At 41.2% G+C, this 16,382-nt stretch carries 19 protein-coding genes and 2 pseudogenes; 16 read left to right on the top strand and 5 right to left on the bottom strand.

Features of this window, described 5'->3' with window-relative positions; genetic code table 11:
- Positions 1 to 713 precede the first annotated feature (713 nt).
- From DBT_RS02130 to DBT_RS02085, 11 genes and pseudogenes are all read left to right on the top strand, one after another.
- A complete protein-coding gene (locus tag DBT_RS02130; RefSeq protein WP_067616289.1) occupies positions 714 to 1,490 on the top strand; it encodes a PadR family transcriptional regulator in 777 nt (258 codons plus the stop codon).
- 124 nt (positions 1,491 to 1,614) lie between these two features.
- Entirely contained in the window at positions 1,615 to 2,640 is a 1,026-nt protein-coding gene (locus DBT_RS02125) for a ParA family protein (RefSeq protein WP_067615988.1), read from the top strand.
- Complete coding sequence (locus tag DBT_RS02120; protein ID WP_067615986.1) at positions 2,640 to 3,326, top strand: hypothetical protein; 687 nt, start codon at positions 2,640 to 2,642, stop codon at positions 3,324 to 3,326. The genes DBT_RS02125 and DBT_RS02120 overlap by 1 nt, the downstream gene beginning before the upstream one ends.
- Before the next feature lie 806 nt (positions 3,327 to 4,132).
- Complete coding sequence (locus DBT_RS02115; protein ID WP_067615984.1) at positions 4,133 to 5,122, top strand: hypothetical protein; 990 nt, start codon at positions 4,133 to 4,135, stop codon at positions 5,120 to 5,122.
- Positions 5,123 to 5,468: 346 nt separating this feature from the next.
- A pseudogene (locus DBT_RS02110) lies at positions 5,469 to 6,359 on the top strand (IS110 family RNA-guided transposase); the annotation flags it as partial.
- Between the two features lie 46 nt (positions 6,360 to 6,405).
- Entirely contained in the window at positions 6,406 to 6,540 is a 135-nt protein-coding gene (locus tag DBT_RS12650) for a hypothetical protein (protein WP_279614746.1), read from the top strand.
- Positions 6,537 to 6,845: a hypothetical protein gene (locus DBT_RS02105; RefSeq protein WP_067615980.1), complete on the top strand. Its 309-nt coding sequence runs from the start codon at positions 6,537 to 6,539 to the stop codon at positions 6,843 to 6,845. Before DBT_RS12650 ends, DBT_RS02105 begins: the two co-directional genes overlap by 4 nt.
- Positions 6,788 to 7,237 carry a transposase gene (locus DBT_RS02100; protein ID WP_083186564.1) on the top strand — a complete coding sequence of 150 codons (450 nt, stop codon included), beginning with the start codon at positions 6,788 to 6,790 and terminating at the stop codon, positions 7,235 to 7,237. Before DBT_RS02105 ends, DBT_RS02100 begins: the two co-directional genes overlap by 58 nt.
- A gap of 23 nt (positions 7,238 to 7,260) precedes the next feature.
- Positions 7,261 to 7,461: pseudogene (locus tag DBT_RS02095) on the top strand (helix-turn-helix domain-containing protein); the annotation flags it as partial.
- Positions 7,462 to 7,613: 152 nt separating this feature from the next.
- Positions 7,614 to 7,913, top strand: coding sequence for a type II toxin-antitoxin system RelE/ParE family toxin (locus DBT_RS02090; protein ID WP_067615976.1), 300 nt, complete (start codon positions 7,614 to 7,616; stop codon positions 7,911 to 7,913).
- Positions 7,914 to 7,918: 5 nt separating this feature from the next.
- Positions 7,919 to 8,242, top strand: coding sequence for a HigA family addiction module antitoxin (locus DBT_RS02085; protein ID WP_067615974.1), 324 nt, complete (start codon positions 7,919 to 7,921; stop codon positions 8,240 to 8,242).
- Positions 8,243 to 8,504: 262 nt separating this feature from the next.
- On the opposite strand, the gene DBT_RS12835 is transcribed toward DBT_RS02085, so the two are convergent.
- From DBT_RS12835 to DBT_RS12035, 3 genes are all read right to left on the bottom strand, one after another.
- Positions 8,505 to 8,735 carry a group II intron maturase-specific domain-containing protein gene (locus DBT_RS12835; RefSeq protein WP_425248294.1) on the bottom strand — a complete coding sequence of 77 codons (231 nt, stop codon included), beginning with the start codon at positions 8,733 to 8,735 and terminating at the stop codon, positions 8,505 to 8,507.
- A gap of 194 nt (positions 8,736 to 8,929) precedes the next feature.
- Positions 8,930 to 9,100, bottom strand: a complete 171-nt coding sequence (locus DBT_RS12040) for a hypothetical protein (RefSeq protein ID WP_153304042.1) — start codon at positions 9,098 to 9,100, stop codon at positions 8,930 to 8,932.
- Between the two features lie 287 nt (positions 9,101 to 9,387).
- A complete protein-coding gene (locus DBT_RS12035; RefSeq protein ID WP_153304041.1) occupies positions 9,388 to 9,543 on the bottom strand; it encodes a hypothetical protein in 156 nt (51 codons plus the stop codon).
- Between the two features lie 381 nt (positions 9,544 to 9,924).
- Between DBT_RS12035 and DBT_RS12300 the strand changes: the two genes are divergently transcribed.
- From DBT_RS12300 to DBT_RS02055, 5 genes are all read left to right on the top strand, one after another.
- Positions 9,925 to 10,374 (top strand): DUF6508 domain-containing protein, encoded by a 450-nt coding sequence (locus tag DBT_RS12300; protein WP_083186562.1) that lies wholly within the window; start codon positions 9,925 to 9,927, stop codon positions 10,372 to 10,374.
- Positions 10,374 to 10,865, top strand: a complete 492-nt coding sequence (locus DBT_RS02065) for a prefoldin domain-containing protein (RefSeq protein ID WP_067615968.1) — start codon at positions 10,374 to 10,376, stop codon at positions 10,863 to 10,865. Before DBT_RS12300 ends, DBT_RS02065 begins: the two co-directional genes overlap by 1 nt.
- A gap of 330 nt (positions 10,866 to 11,195) precedes the next feature.
- Positions 11,196 to 11,354, top strand: coding sequence for a transposase (locus tag DBT_RS12830; RefSeq protein ID WP_244155288.1), 159 nt, complete (start codon positions 11,196 to 11,198; stop codon positions 11,352 to 11,354).
- 396 nt (positions 11,355 to 11,750) lie between these two features.
- A complete protein-coding gene (locus DBT_RS02060; protein ID WP_067615966.1) occupies positions 11,751 to 12,440 on the top strand; it encodes an HNH endonuclease in 690 nt (229 codons plus the stop codon).
- 223 nt (positions 12,441 to 12,663) lie between these two features.
- On the top strand, positions 12,664 to 14,712 hold the full coding sequence (locus DBT_RS02055) for a monovalent cation:proton antiporter family protein (protein ID WP_067615964.1): 2,049 nt from the start codon (positions 12,664 to 12,666) through the stop codon (positions 14,710 to 14,712).
- A gap of 38 nt (positions 14,713 to 14,750) precedes the next feature.
- Here the strand turns inward: DBT_RS02055 and DBT_RS02050 are convergent, their stop codons facing one another.
- On the bottom strand, positions 14,751 to 15,047 hold the full coding sequence (locus tag DBT_RS02050; protein WP_067615962.1) for a hypothetical protein: 297 nt from the start codon (positions 15,045 to 15,047) through the stop codon (positions 14,751 to 14,753).
- Positions 15,048 to 15,056: 9 nt separating this feature from the next.
- Positions 15,057 to 16,262, bottom strand: coding sequence for a porin family protein (locus DBT_RS02045; RefSeq protein WP_067615960.1), 1,206 nt, complete (start codon positions 16,260 to 16,262; stop codon positions 15,057 to 15,059).
- Between the last annotated feature and the right edge of the window lie 120 nt (positions 16,263 to 16,382).

The raw sequence follows: 16,382 nt of genomic DNA, 5'->3' as shown, positions 1-16,382 counted from the left end.
ATCCATGCACGCACCCTCAGCCTCTACGACCTTCGGGCCTTTTGCACTCCGCACGGCTTGCTCAGCCAAACCGTTCCTCGTTGGAACAAAGCCCGCTTTGACCCCTTCAGGCCAATAGGCTTCCCCCTAACCCTCGCTATCAAGGGGCCTACGCCTCCAACTTTTGATGGGGTAAAAGGGGCTCTCTCGGCCCTAAATTGGGGGAGATAGGTATTTTCACAGTAATTTATGCAGCTAACAAGTTTGCCAAGATGCCAGGTAGAGGGTGCGCAGACCCCCTTAGGTTCTTTCATCTACCCGACAACACGGCAGATTCCGTAAAATTACGAGCCCCTTACGGCTTCAAATGTCTGAGGATTTATCACGGATTGAACTTCACTTTTTGGGTGAAGGCACAACGGGAAAAGATGCATGCTAACTATGCAATAATTCATAGAAATTACTTTCTTCAGGCATTTGAAGTGCATAATCCGGGATTATACATATGCATTAATAATATTAATAATTCTAAAGACAAAAAGAGAGAAAAAACAGAGATTTTTTATTTTAAGATGGGTATTTAAAAATGAAATTCAAATTATTTCTATATAATACCTATTAACTGCATTTTATACCATCTTGATCTGTTTTGGAAATTGTGATATGAAAACATTCGAATGGCCTTCCTATGGAGGTGGGAGCATCTAATAAATGTTCGGCATAAGGAATATGGCATGAGAAGTTGTTTTGTAATGCAACCATTTGATGGAGGGACTTTCGACAAACGGTATGACTCGGTTTTTGCGCCCGCCATTAAAGCCGCTGGTGTTCAACCATATAGAGTGGACAGGGATCCATCAGTCAGTATACCGATTCAGGAAATAGAGAGAGGAATACGAGATTCTGTATTATGCTTCGCAGACATTACAACTGATAATCCCAATGTATGGTTTGAGCTTGGATTCGCTCTAGCAATACCTCGTGAGGTAATCCTAGTATGCTCAGATGAACGAACTACAAAGTATCCTTTCGATATACAACATAGAAGCATTATTTCATATAAAACTGGAGCACCGCAAGATTTTGAAGAATTAAAGGTAAAGATTACAAAACGAATAAAGGCAGTTCTTAAGAAAAACGAAGAAATAGGTCGTGTTGTAACGCATTCAGTAGTAAAAGATACTGAGGGGCTAAATCAACATGAAATTGTAGCACTTGCTACGATACTTCAAAACTCTTTTCTCACAAACGGCTATGTGGGTGGCTATCAGATACGCAACGACATGAATGCAGCAGGTTTTACAGATATTGCTGTAGGTCTTGCCCTAAAGACATTGGAGCGTAAAGGCATGATAGAGACGGATATTTGGACAGATGAACGTGATGGTGAACCTTATGCCGTCTATAAAATAACTGAGATGGGGGAACAATGGCTAATCAATCATCAGGAGAAACTGACCCTTAAAAAGGAGAATACAGAAATCGCTCCAACCGACGATGTACCATTTTAATATTTATTGCCGATCAAATCGCTGCAGTGGATCGCCGAACCCGCTGCGCCTTCGGCTTGCGGGCCGTCGGTCACTGAGCTTTGTCGATATGTTGTGCAATTATGATATGGGAAGAGGTGAATAGATGTATAAGATTGTGACTTTTTATAATAATAAAGGTGGTGTTTCAAAAACAACAACCACATTTAATTTAGGAGTTTTTTTATCGAAAGAACGAAATAAAAAAGTGTTGTTGATAGATTGTGATCCTCAAAGTAACTTAACGGAGCTTTTTTTTGCTTCTACAGATGAGTTCGATAAGCCTGACACTTCATTACCTGGAACGTCTCTCTTTGAGGCGTTAAAGCCAAGATTCTACGGTGATCAGGGAAGAATCAATTCAGAAGACATTGATCTTGTTCAGTCAACTATTTATAAAAATTTATATTTGTTAAGAGGTGATTTTGAGTTAGGAATGGCTGAAAATTATTTTGCTCAAGCGTGTGCTCAAGCAATTACAGAAAATGTTAATGAAAAACAGACATATTTAGTCTTATATCGTTTGTTTAATGATCTAATTAACCTTCATTCATTTGATCACCTAATAGTGGATGTAGGTCCTAGTGTGGGAGCTTTAACTAGATTGACTGTTTTAAGTTGTGACGCTTTTTTTATGCCAACTTCACCAGATAGATTTTGTAATCAGGCCATTCACGTTTTAGGAAAAGTTTTATCAGACTGGATCAAACGACATCTACAAATTATTCAAACATTCGAATCTTTTGGTTTAGAGCAATTTACTGGTAAGCCTGTATTTCTTGGTGCTATATCACAAAATTTTAAAGCAATTGTTGGTAAAGTTAAGCGTAGTTATAAATACTGGCAAACCGAAATATCTAAAACCATTATAGGTGAATTTCTAACTAAAGAACTAATTGAATCACGGAATGATCTACATGAAGATCCTTTTGTTGCAGAAATTAGGGATGTAGGCCCTATGGCTCCGGTAGCTCAAATTTTTGGGAGGGCTATATTTGACGTGCAACAAGAGCACACCGTTGAGGCTTCAAGTGATGGTCGGCAATACTATGGGATTGTATGGAAGAATTGGCAAGATAGAATGAAAGAATACAAAGATGAAATTCAGAAAATAGCTGAGGTAATCCTCTAATGTCAGGAAGTCCTACATATGCTTATGTAGCTCTAATAGATGTCTTAGGTTATAAAAAATACCTTGAAAGAGATTATCAAGTAGGATATTTAACTTTTCAGCATCGCCTAAGAAACGCCTTGAATATACTCACGGATATTAATGAAGCCATATATCAATATCAAGCGATATCAGATACAATAATCATAATATGTAGTGACCGTAATAAGTTTATTGATTTTATTAAACTTCAACAGAAACTTTTTATATCATTTTTAAATGAAAATCTCTTAATAAGAGGTGGAATATCATATAGTCATCATTTTCATAGTGGAAATTTAACCTATAGTCATGCAATATCTCTATCGCATAAGCTTGAAAGTAGCGTTGCTATTTATCCGAGAATTGTTGTTGACCATAATGTTATAGAATTGCAAAAGGAGTTAAATACTAAAATTGAGAAAGGACTTTTGCTTATCCATAATGGAATATATTTTATAGATTTTATATCACAAATGGGCTGGAAGAATGCTTATAATAAGCTAAAACAAATATATGATGAAGAAAAGGAAATAATATATAGAGATGAGACTATATTTATGAAACATTACTGGTTATATCATTTACTTAATAATCATGAGTTGCGTCAAGATGATATTGAACCATATATCAGCTTACCAAAGCAGTATGAAATCAATACAAAATGATAGGTACAACAAATGGGTCCACTACATTTCGAAAAGCAAGTTCTTCTAGGTACCTTAAAATATGCACTTTATTATTTGATTGATAATGAGTTAGATCTTTTCCTATTCACATAGGGTTATAAGAATAATGAACTGGATGCGCCTGGCCATAATCCAGCCATCCTGCTCAAGATTATTTTGTATGCATATTCTAGAGGAATAGTTTCCAGTAGGACGATACCCTAGTGTTGTAGAGAGAATGTAAATGTTATGGCCTTGTCATCTGACACAAGACCTAATTTTACCACCATAGCCACCTTCATATCTTCACTAGATCAAGAAGTTATCCTCTTGTTCAGAGCCTATGATTCACGATCTTGTAATTTTCGTTCGCACTACCTGAGATATCCAGATCAGACCGAGGACTAACGGATGGTATAGTTAAGCAAAAGATAGATTCAAGCCTTGACCGTTTAGCTTTCAATAAGCGAATCGGTACAGTGAAACCACTACTTGCGCAAATTTGTTAATGGTTTCCTCTAAACCTTTTTCTCTCAGAAGCAAAATCAAAGTGAACATCCAGAGACTTATTGACTGCTAAGGCACACTAGCATCAAAAGTCAGCGATTTGTACCTGAATTCACTTGAGAAAAGCATCTTGAACTGGAAATGAGGTTGTTATAAAAAAGAATAAGGATGGAGTTGGGTTCCTCACGGTTCCCACCATTATTCCTCTAACTAGATTTTTTGAGGGAAATAGAGTGCCAGAAAGGAATCAGCCTGGAATTTATATTTTTATACAGACTCGTTATGCTAGGAGAAAATAGATGCTCCGTTTGATTACCACCAGAAACAAAATTCAAAAATGCCAAAAAGAATTTGAAGCGCGATTGAAGAAACTTCTTCCATATAAGAAAAAGTTAGACATTGGATTTCAAGGAGGAAAGATAACAAATGAAGTATTTTATAACGACAATTTATGGTATTCGACATTAATTTTGAGAGATGCCGATATTCCTCGTTATTGGAACGCATTTGGCTTAGGAAAAAGAAAAGACGGGAATCAAATAATTGTCGTTGAAATCAATCCGCCTATTGAAGGTTCAACAAGGCAAGTGGCAGGTATATTCGCAAAAGACGAAATAACTAATGATTACTTCATTCTTCATCGCGGAAAAATCGGCGGTGGAAGAAAGGGTATAGGAAAGGAAAGATTCAAAAATTGGTATCGTGGTAAATGGGTGCAGGTATTTGATGATAAGGGCAATAATGAAGAAGCAATAATAATCTCTTCAATCACTTCAAAAAACTTGCTACTAAAATTAACAGAATTTGTTAATGAAGTTGCCAAATTTAAAGAATCTATTGCTAATAAACATGATAAGCGAACCATTAAGAATGTTGAAAAAAGTTTATCGTTCAATCCAGAGTTTTATGGAAAAAAGAAAGGAAAAAGAAAATCAATATTTGAATATGACAGCAATCATGGAATGATCGTGAATGCCTTGGAAAATTCGCTCAGAAAACGATTAAAACAAAATCAAAGGACATTTAATAATTCGTTAATAGACCTTGCAGTATCTGATGGAAAAAGGACTTTAAGTATATATGAGGTCAAAACAAGATCGGATTCCCAATCTATATACACGGGGATTGGGCAATTGATGTTTCATTCGAGCGGTGATGACAAAATTGCAAGATTCTTAGTGCTTCCTAACGATACTTATGATAGTCAATTTTTATCAATACTCACTACTTTGAAAATTAAACTTATTAAATTTGCAATCAATGGAAATGAAATTAAATTCATAGCATAACAATGCGCCCCACCTTGTATGTTAAAAACAAAGAAGTAGGGTAGGTCCTTAGGGGAACGGATGAGCCCGTGCTACACCTTATAACTGTAAAGTTCGTCGGTTAGAGATTTGTCTCCGTTCCATTTCCTGCACCGTAAAGGCTGAACAGTATCGTATGGCTCTCATATGAATGGGAAAGCCCGAATGTACAAGAGAACGCCAGGGCGGGATTTTAATTCTCCATACAGGGAGGCGTAAATGCATAAGAAGATCATTGGTATTGATGTTGGCAAGAAGGAATAGCACACCGCCCATAAGTCTCAGGCATCTAATGGGAAATTCAAGGTAAAGAGGAAAAAATCCTAACACCTTGAAAGGGCATACTGCCTTGTTTGCCTGGGCAAAGAAAATAGCCAACAAGGAAGGCAAAGAGCGTATCCATTTCATAATGGAAGCAACAGGGGTGTATTATGAAGGCATTGCCACCTTTTTACATGATGCCAGCAGCATGATATCTGTACTCAACCCCAAGTATGTAAAGTCATTTGCAGAGAGTTTTGGAGTGCGAACAAAGACAGATAGCAAGGATGCCCTGGTGCTTGTTGAGTATGGAAGTGCCATGCATCCTGATTTATGGACTCCGCCACCGCCAGAATATCGTATTTTGTTGAGCCATCATATGGCGATAGATTCACTTAAGCAACGCAGGACTGCAATATTGAACAGGATAGAGGCATTGGAAATAAGCCGTACAGCCCCAGGTCCGATTCTGGAAGAAAAGCGAAGGCTTCTTGTTGAGGTAGGTGAATCCATAAAGCGCTTGGAACAACAGATCAAGTCTCATATTCGAAGGCATCCTGGTCTCAAAAAAGAGGTGGAACTGTTGATGACTATCTCAGGGATAGCCTGGATTACTTCTGTTTTGCTTGTTGCAGTAATGGAAGGTGGAAGGCGTTTCAAAAGCGCACGGGAAGCAGCGGCCTACCTGGGACTTTCGGTAAGAGAAAATCTTTCAGGGACAAGCCTCAAGGGACGTTCCAGATTATCCAAGAGAGGCCCGGGAGATATACGCAAAGCTTTATATTTTCCAACTATTACTGCTGTGCGGTACAATCCGGATGTAAAAGCGCTTTACAATCGTCTTGTTCAAAGAGGCAAGGTAAAAATGGTAGCCATAGGAGCTGCCATGAGGAAGCTGGTCCATATTGCTTTTGGAGTACTGAAGCATAAACGAGCATACATGGCTTTGGCAACATAGATAAAATAGTGCTTGACACTCAACACAGTATCTTGTATGTGACGAGATGGGACTTGTCGGTAAAGAGATGTTTGCACTGGATGGGTGCAAACTTCCATCCAATGCATCTAAGGAGTGGAGCGGTACCAGGGCTGACTTTGAGAAAAAGTGCAAGAAGTTGGAACATGCCACCAGCCCATGATAGAGGGGACCAGTAAGACCTTTAAGGTGCTATCTTCTGATAAAGATATTTTTAAAAAAGCAAAGTTGACTGCTGATGCTGGATTTCATATGAAGAAGAACATGGAGATGGTCTTCAGCCAGGGGATAGATGCCTATATAGCAGACAGACATTTTCGCAAACAAGATCCCAGATTCAAGGACCAAGATCGTTTTAAACAGAGAGCTCAAAGGAGAGAAAATCCCGCTGGTTCACGCCCAGAGATTTTATTTTTGACAAGGAGCAACAGAGCTGTATCTGTCCTGCCGAGAAACATCTCTATGTAAAGAACAAGAATTTTGTAACTAGAAATGGTTACAAGGCCATAGCTTTTATGGGTAAAAAGACCGAATGCAGGGTCTGTAAGCTTCGTGAGCGATGTCTGAGATATCCTGACAGGACCGAGGCTCGGCAGGTACACTTTTTTTATGGCAAGGAGAATAGTGCAGGCAGCACCTTCATAGAAAAGATGAAGCGGAAGATAGACTCAAGCCTTGGCCGTTTGATTTACAGCAGACGCATAGGTACAGGGGAACTGGTATTTGCTCACATCTGTTCAGTGCTTGGTCTGAACCGTTTTACCCTAAGAGGCAAGCGCAAGGTAAATACCCAGTGGCTTCTTTACTGCATAGTGCACAATATCGTCAAAATCCACCGATTTGCGCCTGGATTTACTTGATAGGAGAATCTTGAACATGAAATTATGAACAATTTAAGATTGGCGCCATGCTTAAGTTAGCAAGAGAGGATGCAGGTTTAACACAGGAACAGTTGGCCCAAAAGCTCCGCACAAAAAAATCTGCAATATCTAGAATAGAAAATAATGCGGAAGATATCAAGCTTTCAACCCTTGAAAAGATTGCAAAAGCATTGGGCAAGAAATTAAGGGTTGAGGTGGTGTAATCAACTGAAATAACGCAAAAGCGAACAAGCGGGTGCACTTGACCGCCAATCCGCCGGCGCTTCGCTTGGCGTCTTGCCGGCCGCTGAGCTTCGTCGTTTTGCAATAAAATAATGTAATTGCAATAACATGATGTCCGTGATAATGTTATTTTATGATATTATCATTTAAAGACGCCGGCACAGAGGATATCTTTAACGGAAAGAAAACCAAAAAGGCTAGAAAAACTTGTCAAGAAAAGTTGTGGAAACTTGCTATAAGAAAATTGGAATTACTTGATTCTGTTGTAAATTTACATGAATTAAGGATTCCACCAGGCAACTGCTTGGAGGCCTTAAAGGGTGATAGATTAGGACAGTATAGTATAAGAATAAATGATCAATATCGTATTTGTTTTAAATGGCAGGACAAAGGACCTGCAGAAGTAGAAATTATAGACTACCACAAAGGATAAAAAAAATGGTAAGAATTCCCACTCATAGAGAGCCAATTCATCCTGGCGAAATGTTATTAGAAGAATTTTTAAAACCAATGGGGATCACTCAGCGCCAACTCTCTGATGCTATTAAGGTACCCTACCAAAGGATAAATGAAATTGTAAATGGAAAACGAGGTATAACTCCAAGTACTGCCCTTCGTCTGGCAAAATATTTTGGAACATCTGAAGATTTTTGGCTAAATCTTCAATTACGGTGGGATTTATACAAGGCCATTAAAAAAGAAAAAGATATATTAAAAGGGATAAAGCCATTAGAGTTAGACAAGGTTCAGGAGGCAGCTTGATTGGAAAATTGAAAGAAGAGAGCCGAAATCGGGTAAAGGCGGGGGTTTCCTCCGCCCTCCCCACACCACCCAGCGTGCGGGTCCGCACTGGGCGGTTGGTAATGATGGAGCAAGAGCTACCTTAGGCGTATCCTTGGATCTTTAGCCAGATATCCCTGACGGATATTAGGCCATGTTCTTTCAGCCAGCTTTACCCTGTACAGATATTGTACAGGGTATTCGTCATGCCTGATTGAGTGGCCAAAGTCCTGGCCAGGCGCCACTATCCTTTGGAGCTTGCCCCGGTCTTTTTGGCCTGGGCTAGATTGCATCCCAGCTTCAAGAGATTCTTTACCCGGTTTCGTGGCGTTTTCCATTCTTTCCAAAAGCACATTCTGAGTCGTCTTCGTATCCACTCGTCTAGCCTGGGAATCGGCCTGTAGTAATCAAATATGCAGTAATAGTGACACCATCCCCGAAGGAACTCGTTTAGCTTCTTGCGCCGATACTCCATGGCAACTCTCCAGTTTCTGCCCGTCAGCTTGCGGACCATGTACTAGAAACGCTTCAGGCTCTCCTCGTGCCAGATGATTTTTTTCCACTGAAAGAAAATTCCAGGAACTTACATTGATTCACTGGCACCACTCGGCTCTTTTTCTGGTTTAGCTCCAGCTTGAGTCTCTTTTGGAGGAACCCCCTGTACAATATCTATACAGGGTAAACTGCTCTAAGATACCGGCCAATCAGCCTCAGTATGGCCTTGTCCTTTACCTTCTTGGCCACAAGATGCATCAGTATGTCATGATCAACATTGTCGAAGAACTTCGAGATATCCATATCTACCACTACATTGTATCCTTGTTTCACATACTCCTTCATCTGCCTCTACTGCATCATGGGCTGAACGGTTAGGACGAAAACCATAACTTGAATCTGAAAAGCCAGGCTCAAATACAGGCGTCATGATCTGGAGCAGGCCCTGCTGGATATCCACTGAGGATATTCCTGGATTGTAATTCCATCTATTCCAGGCGCTCCTTTATTGGCCAAAACTTGCTTCCAGGCATCCTTTAAATTTATGGAGCCAAGAAGCTCGAATAAGGTGGTGTGGCATCAACTCCAGGCGTTAGGCTACTATGGCCTCTGCTGACTCCTGTGCCCTTACTTCATGGATTGCTCCATAAAGCGCTGAAGGGTGCCCATTTGTCTGTCTCCTGCTCTTCGCTCACCTTCCAGGCGGAGACTCCCTGAAAGTGCCTGGAGTCATGGTCACCGGTGACCCCAAAACCCGGAATGTCACCAATGGGCAACCAGATCATCACCCCTGGACACAGGCCTCTCCGGATAAGAGCATGGACTTTCACAGCCCTTCCGCTGCATCTACCGTGTCCCTTGAGCCACAGGGTTTTGCTATGCCTGGCTAGTTCACCCAGGGTGTTCGGCCTTTTATGCAGTTCCTGTTCGTCGGCTCGCAGTTTTGCACTCAGGCTTCCTCCAGACCCCACCTCACAGTGGCGCCCTTGCCGTCAGCTAGTAGTTTATGCTAAGCTTATGCTTAACAGTGGCTCAGCTACAGGGGACTTTCACCCCATGAGCCCATGCCCATGCCAGGCGTACCAATCGGGTGAACTGGACTGGCATTCTGCTAGCGCTCCATGCTAGCCACTGACCCATTGCGATATGTGCAAGGGTAAATACATCACATGATGATAGATGAGAAAAATTGTAAATCTAAAATAGATGCTCTTATGTATCAAGATTGGCAGCCATTGCTGGCATTGATTCCGGAGATTGAAAACACATCAAAGTTTTGTGAATGGTGTGGAGGAGATAAGAATAAAGAAGGAGTCATAACATTTCCATATTCTGTCCCAGCACCCATTGTCTCTAAATTTTTAGAAATTGTTTATGCCATCCCGATTATCATAAACTTTGATTGGGGGTCGTGGGATGAAGGACGAAAAATTGCAAGTGACGAGGGATTCGATTTCAATACAATTGATCTTGTGACGAAATGTAAATTGATTACCGCAATTGTAAGGAATGACAGGTTTTGCGATGGGGCTTTGGTCTCAGCATTTGAATCAGGCCTAATTTTAAAAATTTTAAAATCCATTGAAAAGGAAGTAAGTACTAAAGGAAAAGCGGATTAATGCTAACTGATATAGGGGAATTTATTGTAGGTGCTTATCTTCAACTTATCGAGGAATGCGATTTCATCGATTATAATGTTCGTCCTCCTGGTGGAGGTTTAAAAGGACTTAGTGAATTAGATGTTATTGGGCTGAATTTTAAAACGGATACTGTGTATTTGTGTGAGGTAACAACACACATAAGAGGCCTACTATATAAAAATAATCAGGAAACTATCCGTCGCATAAAGAAAAAACATGAACGCCAAAAGGAATATGCAAAAAAGTACTTAAAGAACTTCAAAAACCATAGATTTATGTTTTGGTCTCCTGTGGTACCAGTAGGTTATATCACAGAAAATTTGCAGAAGATAGAAACCTTAGAATCAGTAATAAATGGCGAGTATAAGAAACGTATTGAGCAGCTGAGATCGCTAGCAAAAGAAACAACTCATGATATTAAAAATCCTTTTTTTAGAATGCTTCAAATAATGGAACATATGAGGGAATAATGCACATAACAATTGGGTGCACTGGATTTTTACTCCGCTGCGCTCCGTAAAAAAAACAGTGAGTTCAGTCGTTGCGGCTTTAGAAAAAAACTTAAGCGCGCCAGATTACTGCTGTTTTTTTCTGAGAGGTTGATATATATCGGTTAATGATCTTGAGTAAAGGATTGACTAATTGCGCGTTTTAAGGGGATTGCATATAAGCAAGGTAAGTTTGTTACTATACATTTAGAGAAACAAATTCTTCCAGGCACCTTTGAATATGTACTCCATTATTTGATTCACAATTAATCAAATCTTTCTGTATTCATACAGCGCTATAAAAATGATGAAGTGGGTGCGCCTGCCTATGAGCCAGCTATCCTGCTTAAGATTATTTTATATGCATATTCTAGAGGAATAGTTTCCAGCAGGAAAATAGCTCAGTGTTGTCGAGAGAATGTCATCTTCATGGCCTTGTCTTCTGATACAAGATCTCAATTTACCACATAGCCACTTTCATATCTTCACTAGATCAAGAATTTGTCCAGTTGTTTAGAGCGCATTATGCATGATTAGGTACAGTAAAACCACCAGTTGCGTAAATTTGTTAATGCTTTCCGCTAAACTTTTTTCTCTCAAAAGCAAAAGCAAAGTGAACATACTGAAGCTTCTTTACTGCATGGTGCACAATATCATCAAAAGCCAGCGATTTGTACGCGTATTCACTTAAGAAAAGTATCTTGAACTGGAAATGAGGTTGTTATAAAAAAAAATGAGGATGGAGTTGGATTCCTCAGGATTCCCACCATTATTTCTTTAACTAGATTTTTTTAGGGGAATAGATTTCCAGAAAGGAATTAGACTGGAAATTGTATGTTTATACAGACACGTTAGCCGTAAGACAATATGCCAAACGAAATCATTCCATATATTGAAATGTGCAGGCGAGAAGGAGTTAGTCTCCAAAGAGGGATGAATTATCAAATAGGTGGCAATCATTCTGTCATATTAATGTCTGTGCGTCCCGGGGCACCATATGAAGATAGATATGAGGATGATGGCTCCACTATTATTTATGAAGGACATGACGCACCTAAAAAGAAAGATATGCCTGATCCAAAGTTGATAGATCAGCCAGAATATACGCCAGCGGGAAATCTGACAGAAAATGGCAAGTTTCATAAAGCTGCTCAAGATTATAAAAATGGAGTGAGAGAGCCAGAACGAGTGAGAGTGTATGAAAAAATAAAACAAGGTATTTGGTCATATAACGGTGTATTTCATTTAGTTGATTCTTGGATTGAGGTTAGTAATGGTAGAAAGGTATTTAAGTTTAAACTGGTAGCAGTTGAAGGTGAAGAAGACTTCGAAAAGCCAGTTCCGAAAAAAACAAGACACAGAAGAATTATTCCAACCTGGGTGAAATTAGAGGTGTGGAAAAGGGACGGTGGGAAATGTGTTAAATGTGGAGCAACAGAAGACTTACATTTTGACCATATTATTCCTTTTTCCAAGGGCGGTTCGTCAAACACGCCTGATAATATTCAACTGCTTTGCGGAAAACATAACCTAAAAAAGCGAGATAAAATAGAATAATCGACAAATAAACAGTTACACTGGACTTGCATCTAAGTGGCGCTCCATGCTAGACACTGCCCCTGGTCTTGTCCGAGGTTTCGAAGTCATAATCTAGTAACCTAAAAGGAGGTTACCATATCAGTTGCCCTAAGGTCCCTCTGGAAAAGTGGCGCCTTGTTGTTGGCTAGTAGTTTGTGTTAAGCTGATATTTAAGGTAGCTCTCTAGAAGGTAATTTGGAATATGGACATACCGGTTCTAAATGACATCGTCATCATATTTGGCCTGGCCATTGCTGTCCTCTTTCTCTGCCATCGACTTCGCGTTCCAGCGGTTGTGGGATTCATCCTCACGGGGATATTCGTAGGGCCTTACGGACTCGGACTCGTAAAGGCAGTGCATGAAGTTGAGATATTTGCTGAAGTTGGTGTTGTATTATTGCTTTTTACCATCGGCATCGAGTTTTCACTTGAAAGGCTGTTGCAGATCAAGAAGTCCGTCCTAGTGGGCGGATCGCTTCAGGTGCTGCTGACCTTTTTGGCCACATTGTTCATAGCCAGGCAGTTTGGTCAATCTTTTGGCGAGGCTGTCTTCATTGGATTTCTCGTGGCCTTGAGCAGTACGGCCATTGTACTCAAACTAATCCAAGAAAGAGCAGAAGTTGATAGTCCACACGGGCGGACAACCCTTGGCATCCTCATCTTTCAGGACATCATAATTGTTCCAATGATATTGGTCACACCGCTATTGGCTGGAGCAACCGGGAATGTATGGGAGACCCTTTTCTTTCTTCTGGCCAAAGGAATCGGTATCATCCTGTTGGTGATGGTCTCTGCAAGATGGATTGTGCCCCAAGTGTTGTATCAAATTGCAAGAACGCGCAATCAAGAACTCTTTCTGTTGAGCGTGATTGTAATATGCCTTGGCGTTGCGTGGCTAACCTCTAGGGTAGGGTTATCCCTTGCCCTTGGGGCATTTTTAGCAGGATTGATCATTTCCGAATCTGAGTACAGCCATCAGGCCCTTGGGAATATTTTACCTTTTCGGGATGTATTCACGACCTTCTTTTTTGTCTCTATTGGCATGATGCTTGATATCGGTTTTTTTTTCCAGCAGCCTGGGTCCATCCTGCTGATTGCTCTAAGCGTCTTGGTCTTGAAGGCCATCGTCGCTATCTTTGTTACCATTTTGCTGGGCTTTCCACTTCGCACCGCCATATTGGTTGGTCTTGCCCTCAGTCAGATCGGTGAATTTTCTTTCATTTTGTCTAGAACTGGTCTTGAATACGGTTTACTGGCCGGAGATATTTATCAGATGTTTCTGGCTGTCTCTATTCTTAGCATGGCGGCGACACCATTCATTATAACCTTGGCGCCTCGCCTGGCAGACATCATCATACGTTTGCCGCTTCCCAAACGGTTGATATCGGGGTTTTATCCTGTCTCAGAGATCGAGGTCGTAGACAAAAAAGATCATCTTATCATAATCGGTTTTGGAGTGAACGGGAGAAATGTGGCACGCGCAGCCAGAGTCGCTGGTATCCCATATGTAATCATAGAGATGAACCCAGAAACAGTAAGGAGCGAACAAGCCAAGGGGGAAACTATTTATTATGGCGATGCAACCCAGGAGGCTGTACTCCAGCATACGAACATCAAAGAAGCGAGAATTGTGGTAATTGCAATTAACGATCCCACGGCCACCCGTAGAATCGTTGAAATCATTCGGAGACTCAATCCGAAGGTTTATTTGATTGTACGAACCCGTTATCTCCAAGAGATGAAGCCTCTGTATGAATTGGGAGCAGACGAAGTCATCCCAGAAGAATTTGAGACATCAGTGGAGATATTTACTCGGGTTTTGAGGAAATATTTTATACCCAGAGATGAAATCGAGAGGCTGGTCAATGAGGTGCGAGCAGATGGTTACGAGATGTTTCGCAGTCTTTCCAACACCTCGCCATCTTTGTTTGATTTGAAACTTCAGCTCCATGACGTGGATGTCAGTACGTTTCGGATCTTGCCAGGATCACCATTAATTGGCAAAACCCTTGCTGAGATCGACTTAAGAAGGCGTTATGGGATTTCCGTAGTGGCAATACTTCGCGACTCTCAGGTATTGTCCAATCCTGGTGCAGACATGCTGCTTCAGTGCAACGATGTGCTTTTTGTCCTTGGATCTTCTGAAAAAATAGCAGAAGCTATCAACATTTTTTCAGGTCCGGACAAAAGAAAGGAACGAAAAAAAGGAGTAGGTGAGGGCGGTACGTCAAAAAAATTGGAGGCTCTATAAAAAATGGAGGCCCAGTCAGTATTGACTGGGCCATGTTTTCAGCGACTATTTTTCAATATGTAGTCTTGCAATCTGATTTTTTCTTCTGGGGTCAAACTGGTAAGGGGGATCATCCTTTCCAGTATGGGTCTCCATTCGGCTTTGCTATATTCTCGCGGCAGAAAGATCCTGTGACACTCACCGCATGCTCCCATCATGATGGCCTTGCCTTCTATGGAGCCTGTGGGCGTGGCCTTGGGGGCACATGCCAAAAGCCCCAGGGCCATGAATGAAACAGCGCACAATATCGTTAGAATACGGTTGGCCTTAATGGCAAATATATTTTTAGCCATCATCTCGATCCCCTAAAATTGCCATCCAATGCCCACGTTCCATTTGTATTCGTCATTTACTGACGAGTCGGCATAGTCGACGATTTGGTAATCCATTTTCAAGACCAGGTTGGGAACGGGATAGAAGCCAATTCCTGTAGTCCAAACAGAGCGTTCTCCTTTTGGATCTTCTTCAACACCCTGTGGCATGCGATACTGGGTGTCTATGTCCTCATAGCGGAGAAAAACAGTACTGTCACTCTTGGCGAGCCTGCCTTTTTTCCAGGAATTGGGCAACCAGTGAACAGCTCCTTCCAGGTACCAGCCAAGGATTTCGTCAGCTACCCCTTGTTTAAGTCCCTCTTTGTCATCTATTTTTTCCCAGGCTACAACTCCCTTGAGATCGAGTCGTGAGTATGTGTATTCAAAATCTGCAGACAGAATCGAGATGTCACCGCTTACATCAGGGTCGTCTCCTTCGTTACCATTGTTTATCCCCCCTGCATACACTGAGATCCCTGTTCGAAGAAGGTGATCGCTGGCGACTCCAGCCAATTCCAGTGGGAACACGTCGATACGCCCCATTATTGCGGGATCATTTAAGCTGGGCCTTTCGGTGATCCTACCGCCCCTTATTCCCTTAACTGGATCGAAGCCAGACCCATCAAGGCCTCCTGCAATATAAAATTCGTACTGAAGTCCTCGGCTGAATCTTCCAAACACACCGATTCCGTCAGAAGGCCAGGTAGTGGGTATTATGTATTTGGAAAACACCGGCCTTTCCACACCGTTGAAAGAGGGTGGCTCATGATGTTGATTGATAATTCCCAAGGGTGTGAGAAATCTACCAATTCTCACATTTAGTTTTGGATCTAACAAAAAGTCTACATAACCCTGTTCAAGGGCCACTTCTCCGTCGGAACCGTCAGAGACAAAGGCGTGTTCCAGTTCTATTTCTGAGCTAAATTTTATCCAATTGCTGAAATCGTATCCAACGTAGAATACGAGACGGTGAAAATCCACCTGATCACCACCGCCGCTCTTAAAGTTTCCATGTATTTCCCCATAGCCTCCGAGGTGAAAGCGTCTATCTGTACTTTGTTGGGCCTTTAGTTGCGCCTCGAGGCGCCTAAGGCGTTCTTCGATGGATAGTGTCTGTTCTTGAGGTGCCTGTGCCGCGGCCAATGTGACATTGGCTAAGAAGAATCCAAAGAAAACGAGCGTCTTAAAGATTCGCATTACCAAACCTCCTTAGATAGTTTTAGTTTTTTTAGGCATGCCTAACTAGCGAAACGAAACTACCTAAAGAAAAGGTGCTTGTCAAGAAGAATTAAAAAAATTAGTTGGGCCTAATAAAAA

The sequence above is a fragment of the Dissulfuribacter thermophilus genome, assembly GCF_001687335.1.
Taxonomy (GTDB): domain Bacteria; phylum Desulfobacterota; class Dissulfuribacteria; order Dissulfuribacterales; family Dissulfuribacteraceae; genus Dissulfuribacter; species Dissulfuribacter thermophilus.
This window is presented reverse-complemented; position numbering and strand designations above follow the sequence as displayed.